The organism is Asanoa sp. NPDC049475 (assembly GCF_040676915.1).
GTDB lineage: Bacteria > Actinomycetota > Actinomycetes > Mycobacteriales > Micromonosporaceae > Asanoa.
The window spans coordinates 886,715-904,674 of sequence record NZ_JBFAPY010000003.1 but is presented as its reverse complement, the minus strand read 5'-3'; the positions used below and the strand labels follow the sequence as shown (position 1 = coordinate 904,674).

20 protein-coding genes and 1 pseudogene are annotated in these 17,960 nt (G+C 71.0%); 2 read left to right on the top strand and 19 right to left on the bottom strand.

Annotated features, from left to right (window positions below):
• Positions 1–49: 49 nt before the first annotated feature.
• Together AB0J88_RS15415 and AB0J88_RS15410 are read left to right on the top strand one after the other, a co-directional pair.
• Positions 50–2,644, top strand: coding sequence for a BTAD domain-containing putative transcriptional regulator (locus AB0J88_RS15415; protein WP_364361101.1), 2,595 nt, complete (start codon positions 50–52; stop codon positions 2,642–2,644).
• Positions 2,641–3,486: a DUF2637 domain-containing protein gene (locus tag AB0J88_RS15410; RefSeq protein WP_364361099.1), complete on the top strand. Its 846-nt coding sequence runs from the start codon at positions 2,641–2,643 to the stop codon at positions 3,484–3,486. Before AB0J88_RS15415 ends, AB0J88_RS15410 begins: the two co-directional genes overlap by 4 nt.
• Positions 3,487–3,553: 67 nt before the next feature.
• Here AB0J88_RS15410 and AB0J88_RS15405 read toward each other — a convergent pair whose 3' ends face one another.
• The 19 genes and pseudogenes from AB0J88_RS15405 to AB0J88_RS15315 form a co-directional block, all read right to left on the bottom strand.
• On the bottom strand, positions 3,554–4,231 hold the full coding sequence (locus tag AB0J88_RS15405; protein ID WP_364361097.1) for a hypothetical protein: 678 nt from the start codon (positions 4,229–4,231) through the stop codon (positions 3,554–3,556).
• An 85-nt stretch (positions 4,232–4,316) separates the two neighbouring features.
• Entirely contained in the window at positions 4,317–5,909 is a 1,593-nt protein-coding gene (locus AB0J88_RS15400) for a vWA domain-containing protein (RefSeq protein WP_364361095.1), read from the bottom strand.
• Positions 5,902–7,041 carry an AAA family ATPase gene (locus AB0J88_RS15395; RefSeq protein ID WP_364361093.1) on the bottom strand — a complete coding sequence of 380 codons (1,140 nt, stop codon included), beginning with the start codon at positions 7,039–7,041 and terminating at the stop codon, positions 5,902–5,904. Before AB0J88_RS15395 ends, AB0J88_RS15400 begins: the two co-directional genes overlap by 8 nt.
• 329 nt (positions 7,042–7,370) lie before the next feature.
• Positions 7,371–7,622, bottom strand: coding sequence for a hypothetical protein (locus AB0J88_RS15390; protein ID WP_364361091.1), 252 nt, complete (start codon positions 7,620–7,622; stop codon positions 7,371–7,373).
• Between the two features lie 220 nt (positions 7,623–7,842).
• Positions 7,843–7,989: a hypothetical protein gene (locus AB0J88_RS15385; protein WP_364361089.1), complete on the bottom strand. Its 147-nt coding sequence runs from the start codon at positions 7,987–7,989 to the stop codon at positions 7,843–7,845.
• Positions 7,986–8,129 carry a hypothetical protein gene (locus AB0J88_RS15380; protein WP_364361087.1) on the bottom strand — a complete coding sequence of 48 codons (144 nt, stop codon included), beginning with the start codon at positions 8,127–8,129 and terminating at the stop codon, positions 7,986–7,988. The genes AB0J88_RS15385 and AB0J88_RS15380 overlap by 4 nt, the downstream gene beginning before the upstream one ends.
• A 48-nt stretch (positions 8,130–8,177) precedes the next feature.
• On the bottom strand, positions 8,178–8,402 hold the full coding sequence (locus AB0J88_RS15375) for a hypothetical protein (RefSeq protein ID WP_364361085.1): 225 nt from the start codon (positions 8,400–8,402) through the stop codon (positions 8,178–8,180).
• A 371-nt stretch (positions 8,403–8,773) separates the two neighbouring features.
• Positions 8,774–9,583 carry a M23 family metallopeptidase gene (locus AB0J88_RS15370; RefSeq protein WP_364361083.1) on the bottom strand — a complete coding sequence of 270 codons (810 nt, stop codon included), beginning with the start codon at positions 9,581–9,583 and terminating at the stop codon, positions 8,774–8,776.
• Between the two features lie 317 nt (positions 9,584–9,900).
• Positions 9,901–10,407 carry a hypothetical protein gene (locus tag AB0J88_RS15365; RefSeq protein ID WP_364361081.1) on the bottom strand — a complete coding sequence of 169 codons (507 nt, stop codon included), beginning with the start codon at positions 10,405–10,407 and terminating at the stop codon, positions 9,901–9,903.
• A 42-nt stretch (positions 10,408–10,449) separates the two neighbouring features.
• The gene (locus AB0J88_RS15360) at positions 10,450–11,085 is read right to left on the bottom strand and encodes a GGDEF domain-containing protein (RefSeq protein WP_364361079.1); all 636 of its coding nucleotides are present in this window, start codon (positions 11,083–11,085) and stop codon (positions 10,450–10,452) included.
• Between the two features lie 58 nt (positions 11,086–11,143).
• Positions 11,144–11,914 carry a MarR family transcriptional regulator gene (locus AB0J88_RS15355; protein ID WP_364361077.1) on the bottom strand — a complete coding sequence of 257 codons (771 nt, stop codon included), beginning with the start codon at positions 11,912–11,914 and terminating at the stop codon, positions 11,144–11,146.
• A gap of 186 nt (positions 11,915–12,100) precedes the next feature.
• A complete protein-coding gene (locus tag AB0J88_RS15350; RefSeq protein WP_364361075.1) occupies positions 12,101–12,337 on the bottom strand; it encodes a hypothetical protein in 237 nt (78 codons plus the stop codon).
• Positions 12,334–13,509: an FAD-dependent monooxygenase gene (locus AB0J88_RS15345; RefSeq protein ID WP_364361073.1), complete on the bottom strand. Its 1,176-nt coding sequence runs from the start codon at positions 13,507–13,509 to the stop codon at positions 12,334–12,336. Before AB0J88_RS15345 ends, AB0J88_RS15350 begins: the two co-directional genes overlap by 4 nt.
• A gap of 132 nt (positions 13,510–13,641) precedes the next feature.
• The gene (locus AB0J88_RS15340; protein ID WP_364361071.1) at positions 13,642–14,196 is read right to left on the bottom strand and encodes a hypothetical protein; all 555 of its coding nucleotides are present in this window, start codon (positions 14,194–14,196) and stop codon (positions 13,642–13,644) included.
• Positions 14,190–14,570, bottom strand: a complete 381-nt coding sequence (locus tag AB0J88_RS15335; protein WP_364361069.1) for a hypothetical protein — start codon at positions 14,568–14,570, stop codon at positions 14,190–14,192. Before AB0J88_RS15335 ends, AB0J88_RS15340 begins: the two co-directional genes overlap by 7 nt.
• Before the next feature lie 126 nt (positions 14,571–14,696).
• Positions 14,697–15,419, bottom strand: a complete 723-nt coding sequence (locus AB0J88_RS15330; protein WP_364361067.1) for a hypothetical protein — start codon at positions 15,417–15,419, stop codon at positions 14,697–14,699.
• 633 nt (positions 15,420–16,052) lie between these two features.
• Positions 16,053–16,454, bottom strand: a complete 402-nt coding sequence (locus AB0J88_RS15325) for an Imm10 family immunity protein (RefSeq protein WP_364361065.1) — start codon at positions 16,452–16,454, stop codon at positions 16,053–16,055.
• A 444-nt stretch (positions 16,455–16,898) separates the two neighbouring features.
• On the bottom strand, positions 16,899–17,402 hold the full coding sequence (locus AB0J88_RS15320; RefSeq protein WP_364361063.1) for a hypothetical protein: 504 nt from the start codon (positions 17,400–17,402) through the stop codon (positions 16,899–16,901).
• Between the two features lie 113 nt (positions 17,403–17,515).
• Positions 17,516–17,806: pseudogene (locus AB0J88_RS15315) on the bottom strand (hypothetical protein); the annotation flags it as partial.
• Positions 17,807–17,960: the final 154 nt, after the last annotated feature.

The following is a 17,960-nucleotide window of genomic DNA, read 5'->3' as shown; positions in this document are numbered from 1 at the left end:
GGTCCCAAGGCTGGGGCATCGTCGAGAGCGCGGCGGCCGAGGAGCAGCGATGTCGTTTCTGGCAGGCACGAGAACGCTGGTGCCGATACGTGATGTTGCGCCGGGGTGGGATGGAGCTCCGGATCTGCTTGACCAGCCGTTGACTCCGCGGACGCTGGCCATCGCGGCGGTCGTGGCGGCGACGTCGTTGCTCATCCTGCCGGTGGTGGCCGTCGTCTGGATGTGGATCTGTCGCCCGCGGCGTGCCCGGCGACGGCGGCTGCGGCTGCGTCCGCCGGGGGTGGCGAGGTCGATGTCGGCCGCTCTGGTCGGGACGGCGTCGGTGACCACGGTGGGAATCGTCCATCCGGCCAGCGTCACAGCGGCGGTTGCCAGCCTGGCCGGCCACAACACGGCACCGGTAGATGCCACCGCTGGCGGCACCGTGGCGGGTCACAGTCAGCCGGTTTCGGTCACGGCGGCCGCTGGCGGGCCGGTTCTGCGTGATGGAGGTGGGCGGGCCCCGGTGTGCAGGGTCCGCTCGGGTGACACGTTGTCTGGGATCGCGCGCGAGCGGCTTGGTGACGCGGACCGTTGGCCGGAGATTTTCGCGTTGAACCGCGGCGCCCGTTTCCCCAAGGTAGGCGGGCGTCTCACCGACCCGGACGTGATTTACCCGGGATGGACTCTCACGCTTCCGGACGACGCTGGCGCCGGGCCTGCCCGCCGCCTACCGTCACCGCCCAGACGACCGGACGCGCCGGCACTGCCAGCGGATCCCGCACTTATCCCGCCGGGGGCGCCAACCGCGACTTCGGCGACTGTCGTAGTAACGCCGACACCGCTTACGCCAGCAAATGACGCGTCAACGTCACGTCCAGATGGCGGGGTAACTCTTGATGACGGCAGCTGGCTGCCCGTTGGCGTCGCGGCCGCCGTCGCCGCGCTAGCGGCGCTGGTCTGGGCCCGCCGCCGGCACCGGTACGTACCGCGTCCGCTGTCTGCGGTCGCCGGCCCCGAAGACCCGGGGCTCACACCGCTGCCGGCCACGATCGCGACGATCCAACGCCGCCTCGCGGCCGCCCGGGTCTCCGCAACGCAGCCAGGCAACGAGCTGCGCGACCGCGTCGCGGACGATTCCTCCGCCGGCGGTGACATCGCCGCGTACGGCGCCGCTGCGCGGGCGGAAGTCGACGCGCTGGGCGAGCTCGCCGCGGCGGGTGGGGTCCTGGCGGTGACCGGCGACGGGGCCGTCGCAGCTGCCCGCGGTCTGCTTGTTGCCGTACTGACTGGCGGTGGCGGCGGACACGTGGTGATGCCCGCGGCGACCGCCTCCGTGCTGCTTGGTCCGGCACCTTTGCCACCTGTAGGACAGCTGACCATCGCGCCTGACCTCGACCGGGCCCTGACGATTCTCGAGGCGCAGATTCTGGGCCGCCGCGTCCGCTTCACCGGTCCAGACCTCGACGCCGTCGAGCGCGACTCGGTCAACGACGGCCAGCAGCAGCCAGTCCTGTTGCTCACCGATCCACCAGGCGACCCCGACCAGGCCCGCACCACCGCCGTCCTGGCCCAAGGCCGCGGGCTCGGCATCTACGGGTTCGTGCTCGGCCGGTCCCCACAGTGGCCTGTCGCCGCCGTCGCCGGCGACGGCACGGCCGACATCGACACGGCCAACGACCTGGACTCGAGTCCCTTCGTAACGCGGCTCCCGCTCCTGTCCTACGACCAGGTACGCGACATCCTCACCGTACTCGCCGAGGCCCGTCCCAACCCGGCCCCGCTCGCGTCGCCACCGCACGACGATGCAGCAGCCTCTGACCCGGCCTGCCCTCAGGACGGAGACGAGCCCGCCTCGCCTTCGACCGTAAACAGCAAAAGGCCGCAATCCGTGCGGCTGGCGGTGCTGGGGCCCGCGGGCATTGTCGGTGCTGACACGAGCCGGGGGCCGCTACGGGCCAAAGCCCTCGAGCTGATCGTGTACCTGGTCGTCCGGGACGGACAGGCGCATCAGGAGACCATCCTGGACGACCTGCTGCCCGACGCCCCGTCCAGCCGCGCCGCACACCGGTTGCACACCTACGTCTCCAACCTGCGTCAGGTGCTGCGCCGCACCGGCGGTGACCAGCCCTACCTGAGCCACGCCGGGCACCGGTACACCCTTAACCGCGACGCCTTCGACGTCGACCTGTGGCGGCTACAGGACGCTATCCGCGACGTGAACCTCGCGGAGACGCCCAGCGAGCGGATCGCAGCCCTACGGGTAGCGGTCGACTGCTACCGCGGCGAGCTCGCAGCTGGCGCCGACTACGAATGGGTGGAGGCGTACCGGGAGGCGATCCGCCGCCAGGCGCTCGACGCCACCGTTGCCCTCACCGACGCCCTCTCCGACCAGCCAGCCGCCGTCATCACCGTGATCGACCAGGTCCTGCCGCTACACCCGTACACCGAGGCGTTGTACCAGGCCGGGATGCGCGCCCACGCGGCCCTGCGAAACGTCGATGGCATCCACACGCTGCGTCGTTTGCTCGCTCGCCGTCTAGCCGATATCGACGCCGAGCCTGATCCGGTCACCGTTCGTCTGGCCGACGAGCTCGTCGGTCGCCTGCGAGCCGGCGTGCCCGCCGACGGCGCCGACGCTATTGGCGACGGGAGTCCGCGATGACAGCGCGGTGGGACCGGCCGGTGCCTGTTCGGCCGTTGGTGCGGCTGCGGTGGGCGGTACGTGCCGCGTTCACCCTCGGGATGGCCGCCTCGGTGGCCGCGAACATCCTGCATGCGCAGCCGCACCCGGTCAGCCAGGTCATCGCCGCCTGGCCGTCGGTCGCGCTGATATGCACGGTCGAGATCATGTCCCGCGTGCCGTCGACCGGCCGTGGCCTGGCCGCCGTTCGGTTGACGGTGACGACCGTGATCGCGATCATCGCCGCTTACGTGTCGTACGGGCACATGGTTGGCGTCGCCACCCGCTACGGCGAGACTGGCGTCGCCGCCTATCTGCTGCCGCTGTCCGTTGACGGCCTTGTCGTCGTGGCCAGCATCAGCCTGGTCGACATCACCACCCACCTCGCGCGCAACGATCCACCGGGCGCCCGCACCAACGCGATCATTGCTGATGAAGAGAGGCGGCCACCGCATCCGGAAGCGAGGCCCGGAGACCCACCGCCCCTTTCGCACGCGACCCCGCACTCACGGTCACGATCAACGCCGCCCAGTACCCAGCCGCCGGTGAGCCGCTCCTCAGGGCCTACGGAGGGAGGTGTCCCGGAACGGTTTACGGTCAGCGTCGACAGCCCAGCCGCTGCGGACCGAGCAGGCTCCGAAGGCCTTACGGAGGTGCATGTCCCGGTTCTCGATGCGATGGCTTCCGCGCCGCCGGCTGATACCCGCGAGGCTGTCGAGTTCTGGCGGCGGCGTGATGCGACGTTGCACCCTGCGGAGATCGCGACACGGATTGGCCGGTCGGAAAGGACTGTCCGCCGACACTTGCGCGCTGCCGCCCGCTGAGTTCGCGAACCGGGTTCCTCGGCCAGCCGGGCGGGACGCGGCCTATCGGCGGCGTCGTTGTTAGCGGTCAGACCGCGGGCCACGGCCGGCGGGTGATGTGTGCGCCGAACATGGGATCGGTGGCGACGCTGGATCCGCACTGCCCGCAGATGGTCACGGTGTCGTAGCCGAAGCCGGCCATGGACGGCAGCTGGTGGTACTCGGTCTCGTCGACGGCGCCGCAGACCGTGCAGACGGTCATCGGCTCGCGCCGGCCGCCACCGGGATCGCCTTCGAGGGCGAACAGGTCGAAGAGGTCTTCGATCGGGTTGAGGTGGTAGAGCCCGTGGCGGAGCCAGGTGTGGTGGACGGTGGCCTCGTGGACGTCGAGCAGGTGCCGGTCGACATGGATGAGGTACAGCCACTCCACGTCCGTGCCGATCCGCTCGTTACGCATCCCAGGGGTCTCACCGATGTCCGCGCCTGGTGACGGAAAGCCGAGGCCGGGAACCGGTGGAGCGGCGCCGTCGTGGGTGGGCCGCGGGTCCGCGTCCAGCGCGTGCCAGTCACGGGCGAGGAGGGCAGTGGTCATGTTCTGGGTGTTGTGGGCGAAGGTCTGGGTCCAGATGCGGCGGAGCACGGGGACGAGGGTGGACGGGTGGCCGCCGTGGGCGAGGCTGCAGGCGGTGTAGCCGCCCTTGGCGAGGCTGCGGGCGGTGTAACCGCCGCCGGGTGCGGGGACGGCGATGAGGGTGCGTGCGGGCATGGGCGCTGTGTCTTCCACGAGGTTGGCGTCGCCGGTCGGGCCGGCAGGTGCTGGTCGCCAGTCGAGGCTCGGGTGGGTGCCCCGGTCAGGGGCCGGCGAGGGCGGCTTCGGCGGCGCGGGTGATCTGGTCGATGGCGTCGACGGGGTCGGTGACGGTGATAGTCGTGGTGTCGGTGAAGGTGTGGCCGGGTCCGTCGGGGCGTAGCCAGAGGACGCCGCATCCGTTGCGGTCCAGGGTGGTGATCAGTTGTTGGGCGGCGGGTTTGTCCTTGAGGTCGCCGTCGGAGACGACGGCGAGCATCCGCCTGCTCCGGGCGTGGCGTAGGTCGAGGAGCTGGTCGGCGACTTTGACGGCCTCGGGGAAGGTGTAGGTGCCGCCTCCCGCTTGCATCTGCAGGATCTCGGCGGGGCGGGTGCCGGGTGGGGTGAGGATGGTGACCTGATCGCCGAACGCGATGGTGGTGGTGGTCGCGTCGGCGTGGTGGGCGCCGTGGGCGAAGATCCACGCCGCGGTCGACATCGGTTCGGCGTAGGTGCGCATGGAGCCGGACAGGTCGACCAGGATCGCCAATCGCAGGGGCGGGTTTTCCGGTGGAAGGGCCGCGCGCTGCTGCCACGGGGCGGCGGTCGGTGTCACGCCGGCTGCGGCTTGGGCGTCGGCGGTGATCGCGTGCCGGGTCCGCAGCCGCCCGGGTGGAATCACGGAGGGTCGGCTGCTGGGTTCGGGTGGGCGGGTGCGGGCCTGGCGCAGGCGGGCGCCGAGCCGCCGGGCGGCGGCCCGCTGCGCGTCGGTGGGCCTGTCGCGGGGCCAGTCCCGGGGCGCGCGGTGCCGGTGGACGAGGTCGCGGCGGACGTACTCGGCGACGGTGACCCCGGCGGTGGCGGCGAGGTAGGCGGTGATGGCGGCGGCGAGCCGCCCCGGGAACAGACCGGGGTCGGCGGTGGGTGCGTCGGTGGTGATGGCGGGGTCGATGCCGAGGGTGTCGCACCATTGCCGGGCGAGCTCGACCATGCGGGCGGCGTCGGTGTCGTCGGTGGCCTGGGCCTGCCGCCAGATGTCCCGCAGCCGCCGCAGCCGCTGCTTTCCGAGGATGGTAGTGACGGCGGCGCGGGCCTCGCGGACGTCGCGGGCGGTCAGGACGCGGGCGTCGACGCGGGCCAGGAGCAGCGCGGCGAGCTGGCCGGCGTGCCAGGCGTCGTCGACGGGTGCGTCGTTCGGGTTGATCAGGGTGGTGACGGTGTGGCGGAGCCAGCGGCGGTCGCCGCGGCGGCGGCCGCGTTGCCGGTACTCGGCCCGGGATTCCTCGAGCAGCGCCGCGACGTGGGCGAGGATCGGTGCCGTTGCGGGCGGTGGCCGCCAGCGGCTGTGGGTGGCGTGTGCGGCGGCGTGGACGAGCAGCCCGTATCCGGTCGGGACAACGTGTTTGTGGCCGGCCCGGCGTGGGTTGGTGACGTCGGGGTTGTCGGCGATGTAGGTGGCGTCGATTTCGATGCGGCGGTGGTCGGGGTAGAACGTTTCGGGGGCGTCGCCGGCGGCGCCGGGGGCGACGACGACGGTCAGGTCGTGTCGGCCGGTCAGGCGGGGGATGTGGCGGGTCCAGGCGTCGCTCCAGGCCTGCCAGGCGGGGTCGCCGGGGTGCAGACCGCCTGCATCGAGATGGGCTCGCGGGTCAGGCATTGGTTCCTCCGTTCGCGGTGGGGTTGCCGAGGGTCAGAGCGGTGACCGTCGTGTTGAAGTGGACGGCCAGGACCTGAGCGACGTCGGCGCGGTCGATGTCGGGGGCGCGGCCGGCGAGGTTCGCGACTGCTGCGCGTTGACCGAGGATGGCGCGGACCTGGACGAACCCGAGGAGCTCGCGTAGCTGTGGTGCCCAGGTCAGCTGCCCGGCGGCGAGGCGGGTGTTGAGGTCGATGGCGGCGGCGATCGCCGCGGCGGGGACGCCGAGGCGGCGGGCGAGGTCCCAGTCGGTGGTGACTTCGAGGTGGACGCCGAAGCGGGAGGCGAGGGCTTCGGTGAGGACGGCGCCGTGGACGCCGGGGTTGTGCCCGGCCACGATGTAGAACCCGGGCACCGCTTCGACGCGTTCGTTGCCGTGGGAGGCGATGGTGATGACGCCGCGGCCGTCCATGGCGGGGTATGCGACGGCCAGCACGCGCGGTGGGATGAGGGTGGCGTCGTCGATAAGCAGCGTGCGGCCTTCGCGCATGGCGGTGACCAGGGGCCCGTGGACGAAGTCGTAGCCGCCGCCGGGCAGTGGGGTGTAGGTGCCGACGAAGTCGTCCACGACGGTGTCGCCGGTCCCGGCGACGGTGAGCAGATCCGGGAACGCGGCCTCGACCATCGCGGTCTTCCCGGTCCCGGGCGGCCCGTAAAGCAGGACGGGGACCTGCTCGTCGCGTAGGCGCCGTAGTTCGGTGATGTCCCATCCACGGCCGAGACGCCGGGGGTAGTACAGCTGCCCGTTCGGGCGGACCAGCGGCTGCGGCCGGCCCGCCCGGCCACCGCCGCCCCGATGGGGGCCGGGTGGTGTGGCGGGGATGGTGCCGGCGGCGGCGACACCGTCCGGGGTGATCTGGAAGCGGTGCGGGCCGGTGTGGTGGGTGGCGTGACCGGCGGCGGCCATCCGCTTGAGCGCCTCGAACACGGCGCCGGTGGACGGAGCGCCGATGGCGCGGGTGATGTCACCGACCTTGAGGATCTGGTCGGGATGGGCGGCGAGGTACAGGCTGACCCGCTGGTACAGGTATCCGGCGCGGCGGCCGCCGCTGCCCTCGGGTGCGGCGCTGGCCGGTGGGGTGGTGGTGGACATGGCGGCTCCTCCCACGGTGGGGGATAGGCCCGCGCGCCGCTCGTCGCGGCGCGCGGGCGTGGATCACGCGCAGCGAAGCGAGCGGTGCCGGCCAGCCGCCGGGCCCAGGGCCCGGGTGCGGGTGGCAGCGCCATCGAAGTGATCAGGTTGAGGTTTGGTGCGGCGGCGATGCGTGGACGGGCTTGACGATGAACGCATCCACCGGCGATTCGACCAAGTCGCCGCCCGGGTCGACGTCGTTTCATGCTTGTCGGGCTCGGACTCACTCGTGCCTTACCGAAGGTCGGTGTCGGCGGTGGACGCGATCCGGACCAGGCAAAGACGTTCTGTCAGGTGGTCAGGAGGTAGGTGATCTGGTCGAGATGGTCCGAGATGACTTCGGCGGCCGCGAACTGGTCGGCGCGGGGGTCGATCTCGTTGGCGGATTCCCAGTCCCACTGGCCGCTGCCGAGCGAGTTCACGAACCACAGGTGGCCGGTGTCGGGGTGCCGGAACAGGGCGCAGTTCCAGTTGATGGCGAGCAGGGTGGTGGGCTGGGTCGCGCAGGTGATCGCGCACGCGCAGCCGATCGTGTCGAACACGAAGCGGGGTTGCCCGTGGTGGACGGGACAGCGGCAGTCACAGCGCGCGTTCGCGGATGGTTGAGTCACAGGTCGCTCCGATCGGGTCGATAGGCCGTTCGGGCGGGTGGAGGCCGGCCCGCAGCGGCGGTGTAGCCGCGATGTCATGCGACATCCCGGCGCTCGTGGTCGGGTTGATAGCGAGTACTGGCGCGGCCGTGTGGAGATCGGACGCGGCGTGTCACGGCTGGAAACGGGTCTCGACGGTGGGCCGGCGGGAGGCTTGGACGGTCAGGCCGAAGACGCTGCCGTCGGACAGTTCCAGCCACACGCCGCGGTCGAGGGTCAGGACACCGGCGTCGGCGTAGGTGCTCGCGGTAGGGGTCACGGGCTGGCCGTGGGTATCGGTAGGCCTGGAAAGGCCCGCGTCGCGGCACAGCGCGTCGAGGTGTCGGTGGACAGCAGGTGCCGGACGAGCGCTTCGAGGAGTTGTTCGTGCCCGAACTCCCCGGCGTCGTCGTGACTCACGATGGTTTCCTTCCGTCGTAGGGGCTGGCGTCTGTCTGGTGTGGATTCCTAGGAGGCGGTGACGGTGCGGATGATCAGGGTGAGGAGCGCGTCGTAGCTGTTACAGGCGACGGCGTCGGCGGTGAACGCGTCGGCTGCCTCGGGGCTCTCCTGGTCGCGCAGCGCGGCGGCGACTCGTCCGATTAGGGCATGGGCGTTGCCGTCGGTGCCGGACAAGGCGACGGTCACCGCCGGGTACTGGACAGGCGGCTCGGGTGGCCGATCGATGGGCATGGGTGATCTCCTTGTACGCGGTGTGACCCGGGGATAGAGATGTGGCGGCTACCCGGTGGCCCGATGGCTGCGCGGCGCGGCGGCCGGCGAGAACGGTTCCGGCCGTGCGGCCTGCTGGTGCCGCGTCGGCGCAGGTCGGTCACGGTTGTCCGGCGAGCTGTCCGGTGGCCGCGCACGTGGTGCCGGGCCGTCAGTTCGCGGGGTCGACGCGCGGGTCGTCGTCGGGGTCCCAGGCGCCGGTGGACTGGCCGCCGAGCCGGTAGTGGTCCACGACAGCGGGCATCAGCGTCCGCATCGGCTCTTTGAGGTGCTCGTCGATGGTGTTGACGGTCGCGGTGGACGGGACGAGTGCCGCTACCAGCGCGGTGTCGTCACCGCGGTGCCCTCCTCTGCAACGGGATCGTGGTGGCGCTGGGCGGCGCCGCTGGGCTCGAGCGGTTGTCGAGGGGGCGGCTGGTCAGTGGTGCGCCGACCGCGGCCATGAACGCGACGGGCTCGACAGCGTTTCCCGCGGTGGCGTCAGTGCCGTGATGGACTTCGAAGTGCAGGTGCGGGCCGGAGGAGTGTCCGGAACTGCCAGCGAAGCCGACGACGTCACCGGCCTGGACCCGGTCGCCCTCGGCCGAGGTGGGGCGGCGGATCAGGTGGCAGTACCGGGTGATCACGCGCCCGGGGTGGGCGATGTCGAGGTACCAGCCGCACCCTCGGGTCAGGATCGGGTCGCCGGGCCGGTCGCAGCCCCACGCGCGGCCGGTGCGGGCGTCGACGGCGTCGCACCGCACGGTCAGGACGGTTCCGGCTGCGGCCGCGTGGACGGCGGTGCCGGCCGGGACGGGCAGGTCGACACCGTCGTGCCCGGGACGGTGCGGGGTTCGGAATCCGGATCCGGGGTCGGCGGCCACCGGCCGCGTCCAGCCGTCGCTGCTGACCGTGACGCCACACACCTCATAGGCCTCGGCCGAGGCCGACACTGCTGGTTCGCTGCCGCGCGGCGGGGTCGACGGTGCCGGACCGTTGCCGCGATCGTGGCGCGTAGGGAGGGTGGCTGCCGAATGGGAAGCCGCACGGGTTGGCAGGCAGGCGCCCGCTACGGATGCGCCCAGTGAGCCGATCAGCGTCGCGCACGCCACGACCAGCAGGGTGCAGGCGGCGGTGGCCGCCGACACCACGCGAAGGTTCACCGCAGAACTCCCGACGACAAGCAACCCTGCATTATTGGCCGTCCGATGTAGATCGTCATCGTCTGTGTCTCCATTGGTTGAGGGCTTCGTGGTCCGGTCGCACGGGCGCCCGTGTGCAGGACCGGTCTGGATGAGGCTTGGGGTCGCCGCCCGGCCCTGGGCCTGGGACGCCGCGGTCCAATGGACTGGACGGCGACGACACGATGGACCTGCACGACCGGGCGTTGGTCAAGCCCGTCGACCGTGGAACGTCGAGGCGCTACCGCGCAGCGGTGTGATGTGCCTGTCGGCTGCGCGTCGTGGACGCGGCGCGCGTGTTAGGCGGCGGCGAGGATGGCGGCCAGGGCCGGTTGTGTGGCAGGGATGTCGTTCGGGTCGGGAGCGTTGTCGACGGCGATCCATGGGTGGCCGCCGTCGATCCGTACGACCTGGTAGACGCGCCCGTCGATGTCGACGGCGTCGATGCGTTCGATGGGGACGACGTCGTGGCCCATGGCGGTGATGTCGGTGTAGTGCACGCCGATCGCGGTGAGCTCCAGGCCGTGGGCCGGGTCGGTGACCGCCGCGGCAAGGTGGTCCAGCGGCGGCTGGGGAGTTTTGGTGACGATGGCGTCGCGTAGGTCGGTCAGGAGGCCGGGCACGCCGGTCTGCCAGGCGCTCAGGTCGCCCATGGGCGCGGTTTGGACCTGCATGGCGTATGTCGAGGGCGAGTCCGCGTCGGGTGCGGGGCCGCTGTGGATCACGATCAGGGTCGAGGCGGGCTCGTAGAGGGCCTCGTCGGCGAGACGGCCGACCAGGACGTGGATGGTGTCGTGGGACAGCATGACGTGCGCCTCCTTGCGGGTAGGCGGAAAGCGGGCGTTCGTTTAGCGGTCGTCGCGGGGGCGGCGGGTGGGCGTTGTCGGGGCCATCGAGGGCTCGTAGCGGCGGACACCGCCGCCGGCGCGTTTGGCGTGGTACATGGCCAGGTCGGCTTCGGCGAGCAGGCCGGTGACGTCGACGCCGAGGCGGGCGATGCTGTAGCCGACGCTGGCCGCGACGGGCCAGGCCCGGTCGGGCAGGAGCACGGGTGTGGCCATGATGGCGCGTTGGGCGAGGTAGGCGGCGCCGGCGGTGTCGTCGAGGTCGCCGTCGACCAGGACGGCGAACTCGTCTCCGGAGAGGCGGGCGGCGACCGTGACGGGTCGGCGCAGGGCGGTGAGTCTTCGGCCGATCTCGGTGAGGACGTCGTTGCCGGTGGCGTGGCCGAAGGTGTCGTTGACCTGTTTGAACCGGTCGAGGTCGATGATGATCAGCCCGAACGGTCGTCCCGCGCGTAGGCGTCGCTGCGCGGCGGCCAGCAGGGCCCGGCGGTTCGGTAGGCCGGTGATGTCGTCGTGGCGGGCGTCGCGGCAGGCGCGGGCCAGGAGCCGGCTCTGCTGGACGAGCAGGGCGGCGGCGCAGGCGATGCCGGCAGCCAGCCCGCCCACGGCGGTCAGGATCTGCTGCAGGGTGTCGGACATGACGGTTCCCCTTGATCGGAACGCCGGCTGGGGTGGGGCGGGTGGCGGGTGCCGGGTGTCATGTCGGTGGGTGGAGTTGGAAGCTGGCCGGGTGCTCGACGACCAGGACGGCCCGTCCTTTCGTGACCAGGCGGTGGGCGGCCAGGACGACGGCTCCCGGGCTTGCCTTGCGCACGTCGCTGCCGTCGTTGGCGGCGTCGATGAGCTTGCACAGTTCGGAGACCTTGAAGACCCGGCCCGGTTCAGCCTCGAGAACATCAAGCACCGCGCCGTCCAATGTGCCCTTCGCTCGCCGGGCCGCGACAGCTGCGAGCGGCTGGCTACTATCGCCGCCGGTTTCAGCGACGACACCAGGCGAGCCAGCGTCCGCGTCCGTAACGGCGTCGGCCGTTGGGGCAGCGCTGTTTTCGTCGGCGTCGTGGGCGTCTGCGGTGATGGCGGCGGTCGGGGCTGGCTTAGCGGCGACGGCAACGTCCGCACCCGGGTCGGGGGCAGGTTGGTTCTCGACGACGCCAGGGCTTCCGGGTGCGGGTTCGGGGGCGGAGGTAGTGCGCGGTGGGTTCGGCTCGTTCTGGTGGTAGGGGCCGGTGAGGGCGGCGCGGCCGGCGTCGGTGAGGCGCCAGAGGGTGCGGTTGTCGTCGGCGCGGAATCGCTCGGCTTCGCCAGCTTCTTCCAGGGCGCGCAGTCGGGGTGTGGTGGTCGAGTAGGCCAGCCCGGCCTTGGCGCCGATCGCGGCGGCGGTGGCATCGCCGAGGTCAGCGATGGCGGCCCGGACGGTGCCTAGGGCGGGGTTGGTGGTGAGTTGACGGTCGTGCGGTGTGTCGGTCATCGGAGGTCCTTTCATCGATGCGGTCGCGGTGGCGACGTCGATCGACGCTTCGTGGCAGCGCACAGTCAAGTCCGCCTCGCTTCGCCGATCCGCTGTGCGGCGTGCGGGGCGCGGGGGTTGTGGGGCGGCGATGGTGACCGCGCCGCCGGCGGGTGCCGCACAAGGCACCCGCCGAGGGCGTCGGGGTCAGTGCAGGACGTTGGTCAGGATCGGCAGGTTCTTGGCCGCGGCGAGCACGGTCAGCGCTGCGAGGTGTAGGGCGATGAGGGCCAGAACGTGCGCTGCGGGATGCAGCGCCCATCGCATGCCCCGCCCGATCCGGGTCCGCCGGCGCGTGACGAAGGTGGCCCGGTGCCGTCCAGTGGAGGTCTCCCGCCCGCTGTTGCCGGGCTGGCTGTTCGGGAGGTGGCCGCGGTCGCTCATCGGGCCACCGCCAGGGCGGTGGTGCCGAGGCCGAGGCGTGCGCCGATGGCAGCGCCGCGGGTGATCGCGTCGTGGACGGCGGGCAGGTACCGGCGTTGCCAGCCGCCCAGTGCGGCGCCGAGGTCGGCGCCGAACTTGTGGTGCTGGTGCAGCGCGGCGGCCAGGCCTGCGGCTTGTTCGATGCCGTTGTTGGCGCCTTTGGCGATGTGTGCCCGTACGGGTGCGAGGGCGTCGCCAATCAGGACGGCCCAGCCGTCGCCGACCGGCCACACCATCTGCTGCGGCGGGTCGATGTCGATGACGGGGACCGCCATCCGCTGGGTGGTGGTCCGCACGACCTCGGCGTGGTCGGTGGGTAGCAGCGCGGTCGCGCAGGCGTCCACGACGGTCCGGGCCGGCCCGCTGACATGCCGGCCAGTTGCCATCAGCCGCCGGGTTGGTGGCGCGCCGAACCACGCCTCGTACTGGCCGGCGGTGGCGTTGAGGTAGAACGTCCAATCCAGGGCGCCGGGAATCGGGGCGATGTTGAATTGTGCGCCGGGCCACGGCTGCATCCGCAGGAAGTCGGACAGTGTCAGCGTCGGCGGTTGGGTGGTGCCGCGGTGGGCCACGTATCCGGCGTAGCGCAGCGCCCGGTCGGGGTCGAGGATGCGCCGGCCGGTCGAGGCGCGGCCGTCGGCGAACACGACCAGGTCCGCGGTGGCGGTGTCCCCGTTCGTGAACCGCAGCCGCGGACGGCCGCCGCTGGTGTGCAGGTCGGTCAGCCGGTGTCCGGTCCGGACCGTGCCTGCGGGCATCCGCTGGGCCAGGGCGGCGTGCAGCAGGGTCCAGGTGGTGTTGCGGCCGGGGTACGTGCGGGTCAGTGTCCTGGTGGGAATCCGGTCCCGGATGTCCATCTGCACGATGTGCTCGGACGGGCAGGCGAGAACCTCGGACTGGTCGATTCCGAGCCGGTCCAGGACCTCCAGCGCCGGGTGTTCCAGACTGATGAGGCCACCGGCCAGGGGCACGTGCGCGGGTGCGGCCTCGTAGACGGTGACGTCCGGGAAACCGGCGGCGTGCAGGAGCATGGCGGTGACGGGGCCGGTCAGCGATCCGCCGACGACCGCGATACGCAGCGGGGACGGCCGGTGGTGGCCTGCGTCGGCTGGGCTGTGCGGGGTGGTGTTCAACGGGTGCTCCGTTCATCGGGGCGGGGCACCCGGGCGCGGTCGTGCGGCCGGCCCGGGTGCTCGCGCGGGGTGCGCGGAACGGCCGGGCATCGGCCGTGTGGAGCGTGGTTCTGGTGGTCGGTGGTGGTGCGGTTAGCGCTGGGCGGCTGCGATCAGTCGGTCCAGGCTCGCTGGGATTGCCGAGGTCGCCGGTCGCAGGTCCACGGTGGTGACGGTGCGATCCGGCGTCGCCCGGTCGCGGATGATCTGGTAGGTGCGGCCGTCGATGTCGCGCGCGATCAGGGCCCGGACCGCGATCCCGTCGGGCGTGGCCGCCGGAACGTCCGGGTCGCGGGTCCGTTGTGTGTCGAGGTCTTCTCCGCAGTAGACGAAGCCGACACAGGACCGCATCTCCCGGCCCGCGGCGCGGCCAAGCCAGCGGTGAAGGAAGGCGATGCCATCACCGCTGAGGTGCCGCGCGATGAAGTCGACGGTCACCCAGTTCGGGACCGCGGTACCGGCGGCCGCGGCCATTCGGGTCCAGACGCTCGGCGGCAACGACAGTGCGTCGAAGTCCAAGGATCGGTCGCGGTGGTTTTGGAACATGCCCCACAGGTAGGGGGTGGCGTCCCAGCCGTCGCTGTTCACGTCGCGTTCCATGACGGTCAGGGTTCCGGTGACGGCGGTGACGAAGGCGTCGGTCAGCATGATGGTTCCTCCTCTTCGGTGGGTGTGGGGAAGTCGTGGGGGCGTTCTCCGACCTGCTGCCAGCCCTGGGCGTCGCAGGTCCACATCTGGCCGTGGACGGTGACGGTGTCGCCGACCGACAGCGACCGCAGCGGCCAGCGGGCCTGCCCGGCAAGGGCGAGCTGGATGGCCCGGGCGGGCCCGGACGGGGCGCGATGGGGGTGGTTGCAGGCGACGAACGCGGCCTGCGCCCACTGCTCGGCCGTGAAGGCCCGGCCGTCGCCTTCCAGGACGATCGTGATCGAGGTCTGCCGTATCCCGACGATGTAGCCGGCGGTGTAGGACAGATAGTTGGCGTCGGGGTCGGACTCGGTGAAACCCAGCGTCAGCAACACCGTGGCACTCCCTTCGAAACCTGGGGTTGAGTGGTGGTGGAACCGGTCGGGCAGCACACGCGCGTTCCCCCGGGTACAGGGAGTGCGGGCGTGGCTGTCCGACCGGATCCGTGTAGATGGGTGGCGTTAGACGGCGACGGCGAGCAGCCGCAGGTCCTCGTCGAGTCCGTCGAGATAGCGGTTGGCGTGCTCGAAGTAGGTGATCCGCTGGGCCAGGAGGTCTCCGTCCGGGCCGATGCGGTCACCGTCTACGGTCACGATCATGTCGCCGGCCACCGCCGCGCTGGCGGCGTAGTACTCGTAGGTGAACCGGCCGGCCTGGAACATCTCGAGCTCGCCGAGGGCGAGGCGGCCGGCGCCGTGGGTGACGGCGTTGTGCATCCGGATCGCGTTGACCCGGGGCTGGTTGTAGAAGACGCGGACAACGGCGTCCATCGGGAACCGGTCCGGGTCCTCGACGTGCCGCTGCCGCATCACCGGCCACGGCGTGGCCGGCTTGGTGTCGTGCACGACCGTCGACCACTGCTGGTGACGGATCGCGGCGCCGACCATGGCGGCTCTGCGCAGACCGTCCAGGTCCAGCAGCTTGACCGGCCCGCCGGCGCAGCACGTCGGCGCGCCTGGGCGCGGGGCGAGCAGCTGCCGGCGTTGCCAGCGGATACCCGACCGTGCCCAGAACCGCGGCACGATCTGGCCCCGGACACTGAAGTGCCGGTCCAGTTGGCGGCTGGTCAGTGCCGGCGACGGGACCTCGTCCGGAACGCAGACGGTCACCGCGTGAACCGTGACCGCGGGCGTACCGGTCGGCGTCGGCTTGGTCGCCGGATTGCGGTTGTGCTTCTTCGTCATGCGGTTCTCCCTTGAGTCGGGGCGCCGTCTTTGGGCGCGCGGAAACGACCGGCCCACCGGGTGCATGGGTCGGTTCGCGGGTGGAACACGGTGCGGTTGGTTCAGCGGGCCATCACGGGGCCGCCGCAGGCTCCGGGCACCGACCGGCCGGCAAAGGCAGGTGGGCGACAAGGACCGTCAGATGCGGCGGATGGCCGAGGGCGGACCGAACCGGGGTGGAAATATGTGAGTGCTGTAGTGCCGGAACCGTAAAACGCGACGCTCACACGCCGTGCTTAGCGACGCCGAAGTGCGCGGATGTGTGCCTCTGTGAGTCGGGACGCCTGGGATGCAGCTCGACGGGGCTACGAGCGCTAGCTACGGCCCCTACCCACCAGTGGATCACTGGGCTTCGTCATGGTCGCGCAGGAGGCACCCGGCTTCGGCTCTTCAGACCACGACGAGTCGACGACCCATCACTCATCAGATCGTCGGACTGCAGGCCCGGACGGAATCCGCCGGTTTGTGGCCGACAAACGTTGCCGCGAGGGGTCAGCAGGACGCTGCGGCGACCTCGTCGATGATGCGCAGTCGCGCTCCAAGAACCGCCTCACCGCCCATTGAAACGTTGGCTAGCCGCTCCGCCGGCGGCGGCTACAGCCGCAGCACCGTCGGCCGAGCGTCGGGCCGTCCATAGGTCAGGATGTGGCCCAGGTACTCCCGCAGAACCTCAACGGATTCCGGCGGCACCGCTAGCTGGACCTCAATCACGCCCTGGTCCAGACCGAGGTCGGCGAGGGCCTCGTCGCTGACAACAACGCGCAGGCGATCCCCTTCGATAGAAACCTCCCGGACACAGCCGTAAGCCGTCCCCTGGTCTTCCGTGACCACGCAGTAGGTGTCCATGCCCAGCTTGACGTCCTGCTCATCTGGCGGTTCCTCGCCAGCCTGGAACATGAGCGCACGACCCGTGCCGTCCTCCCATTCCGCCACAGCGGCGACCAGGCAGTACTCATCATCAACGCCTGCTACCCGGGCAATGAACTCGATCGACATAGCCCGGTTCATAGCACAGGCCTCGACCCTTCAAGGTGAACCGCGCTGGTCATCAGAACCGACCAGCTCTGCAAGATCAGCCGTACCTACCTCTGCACATGAACGAGTACCCCGACACCCGGCGAAACGACGCTGGTGTGCGCGGCTGTGTGCCTCTGTGAGTCAGGACGCCTGGGATGCTGCGCTACAGGCGTTGGCGCGACCCCATGCACCCAAGGATCTGGACCGCCCCGGCGGCTTCGGCGTGATCGCGACGGAGGCACCCGGCTTGGGCTCTGAAGACGGCGATGAGTCGACGGCCCATCACTCGTCAGATCGTCGGACTCGTGCAGTCCGGAATGGAGATCCGGCAGTTTGTGGCCGATAAGCGTTGCGGCGGGGGGTCAGCGGGACGCGGCGGCCTCGCCGATGATGCGCAGTCCCGCTCCAGGGGGCAGCGGCAGATCAAGGCGCGTAAACGTAGCGTGCAAGCGTTCTTCGCCGTCCCGCCATCGCCGTGCTGCGGGACCGAAGAAGCCGTCGTCGAGCGCGAGACGCACCGTTATCCTCAGGTCGTCGAAAACCCTGCTCGTGCCCGATGACTCTCGGCGTGCAGTGCTCAATGGCGCCTTGGTCAGCGTGAACCGTTGCTGAACTGGCCAGCTGGATCCACCACATCCGCTCGCGCACGATCTGCGCTACCGGACGCGGCCGCGCCCATGCCGGCAGCGTCAATCGGGCGTCGGTGGTCTCGGCTGACAGGTCACCATCATGGTGGAGCACCATGGTCGTTTGAGACGTAGGGGTGGAGGCGCACTCCAGCATGGTGTGCGCGGTCCATGCCGCGACAGCCAGAGGCCAGTCGGCGATCGGGGTATCGGCGAAGTACATCCGTGGCCGGAGTTGGACTGCCTCACGCAACGTGCGCACGGTGATGTCCGAGGCCGTGTACGCGCGATCGTCCGCCACACCAACATTCTGCCCGCACGCCCGGATCCGGCGGGGTCCGCTGCTGCATCCGGAGCGCGGCAGAGCCGCGCGTCGCGCGCCCATTCGAGCCGGGGCTCAGGTTGGTGTTGCTCTCAGGACAGCGGGCGGTCGTAACGGCTCGGGTTGGTCGCGGCCCGGGGACCGTGATCTGAGGGCAGCTCGTCCAGACGCCGGCGCCGTCCCGGATCCGCGGCCACGGCCCAGATCGGCCCGGCCGGATCACTGCTGTGGAGCGCGGTCGCGATCGGCATGGCGGTGGGGACACCGGCGAGAAGGGTCAGGAGGTTCGCCTCGCGCGCGGGCTTGGATAGCCACAGCAGCACCGGGTAGCGGGGTCCGAACGCCGCGAGGCGTTCGTAGCCGCGCAATTTGGCGATCACCCGGGGTCGGGCCGGCCGGAGGCCGGTGGGACACGCGAGCTCGCAGATCTAGAGCGGGATGTGGGCATGATGGGTTCGGCTCCTTAGCGGAGGAGAGTTGCCCTCCGTTCGGAGGGTGTCTGGCAGGGCGGACCCGGGTGCGACCGGCGGTCGCACG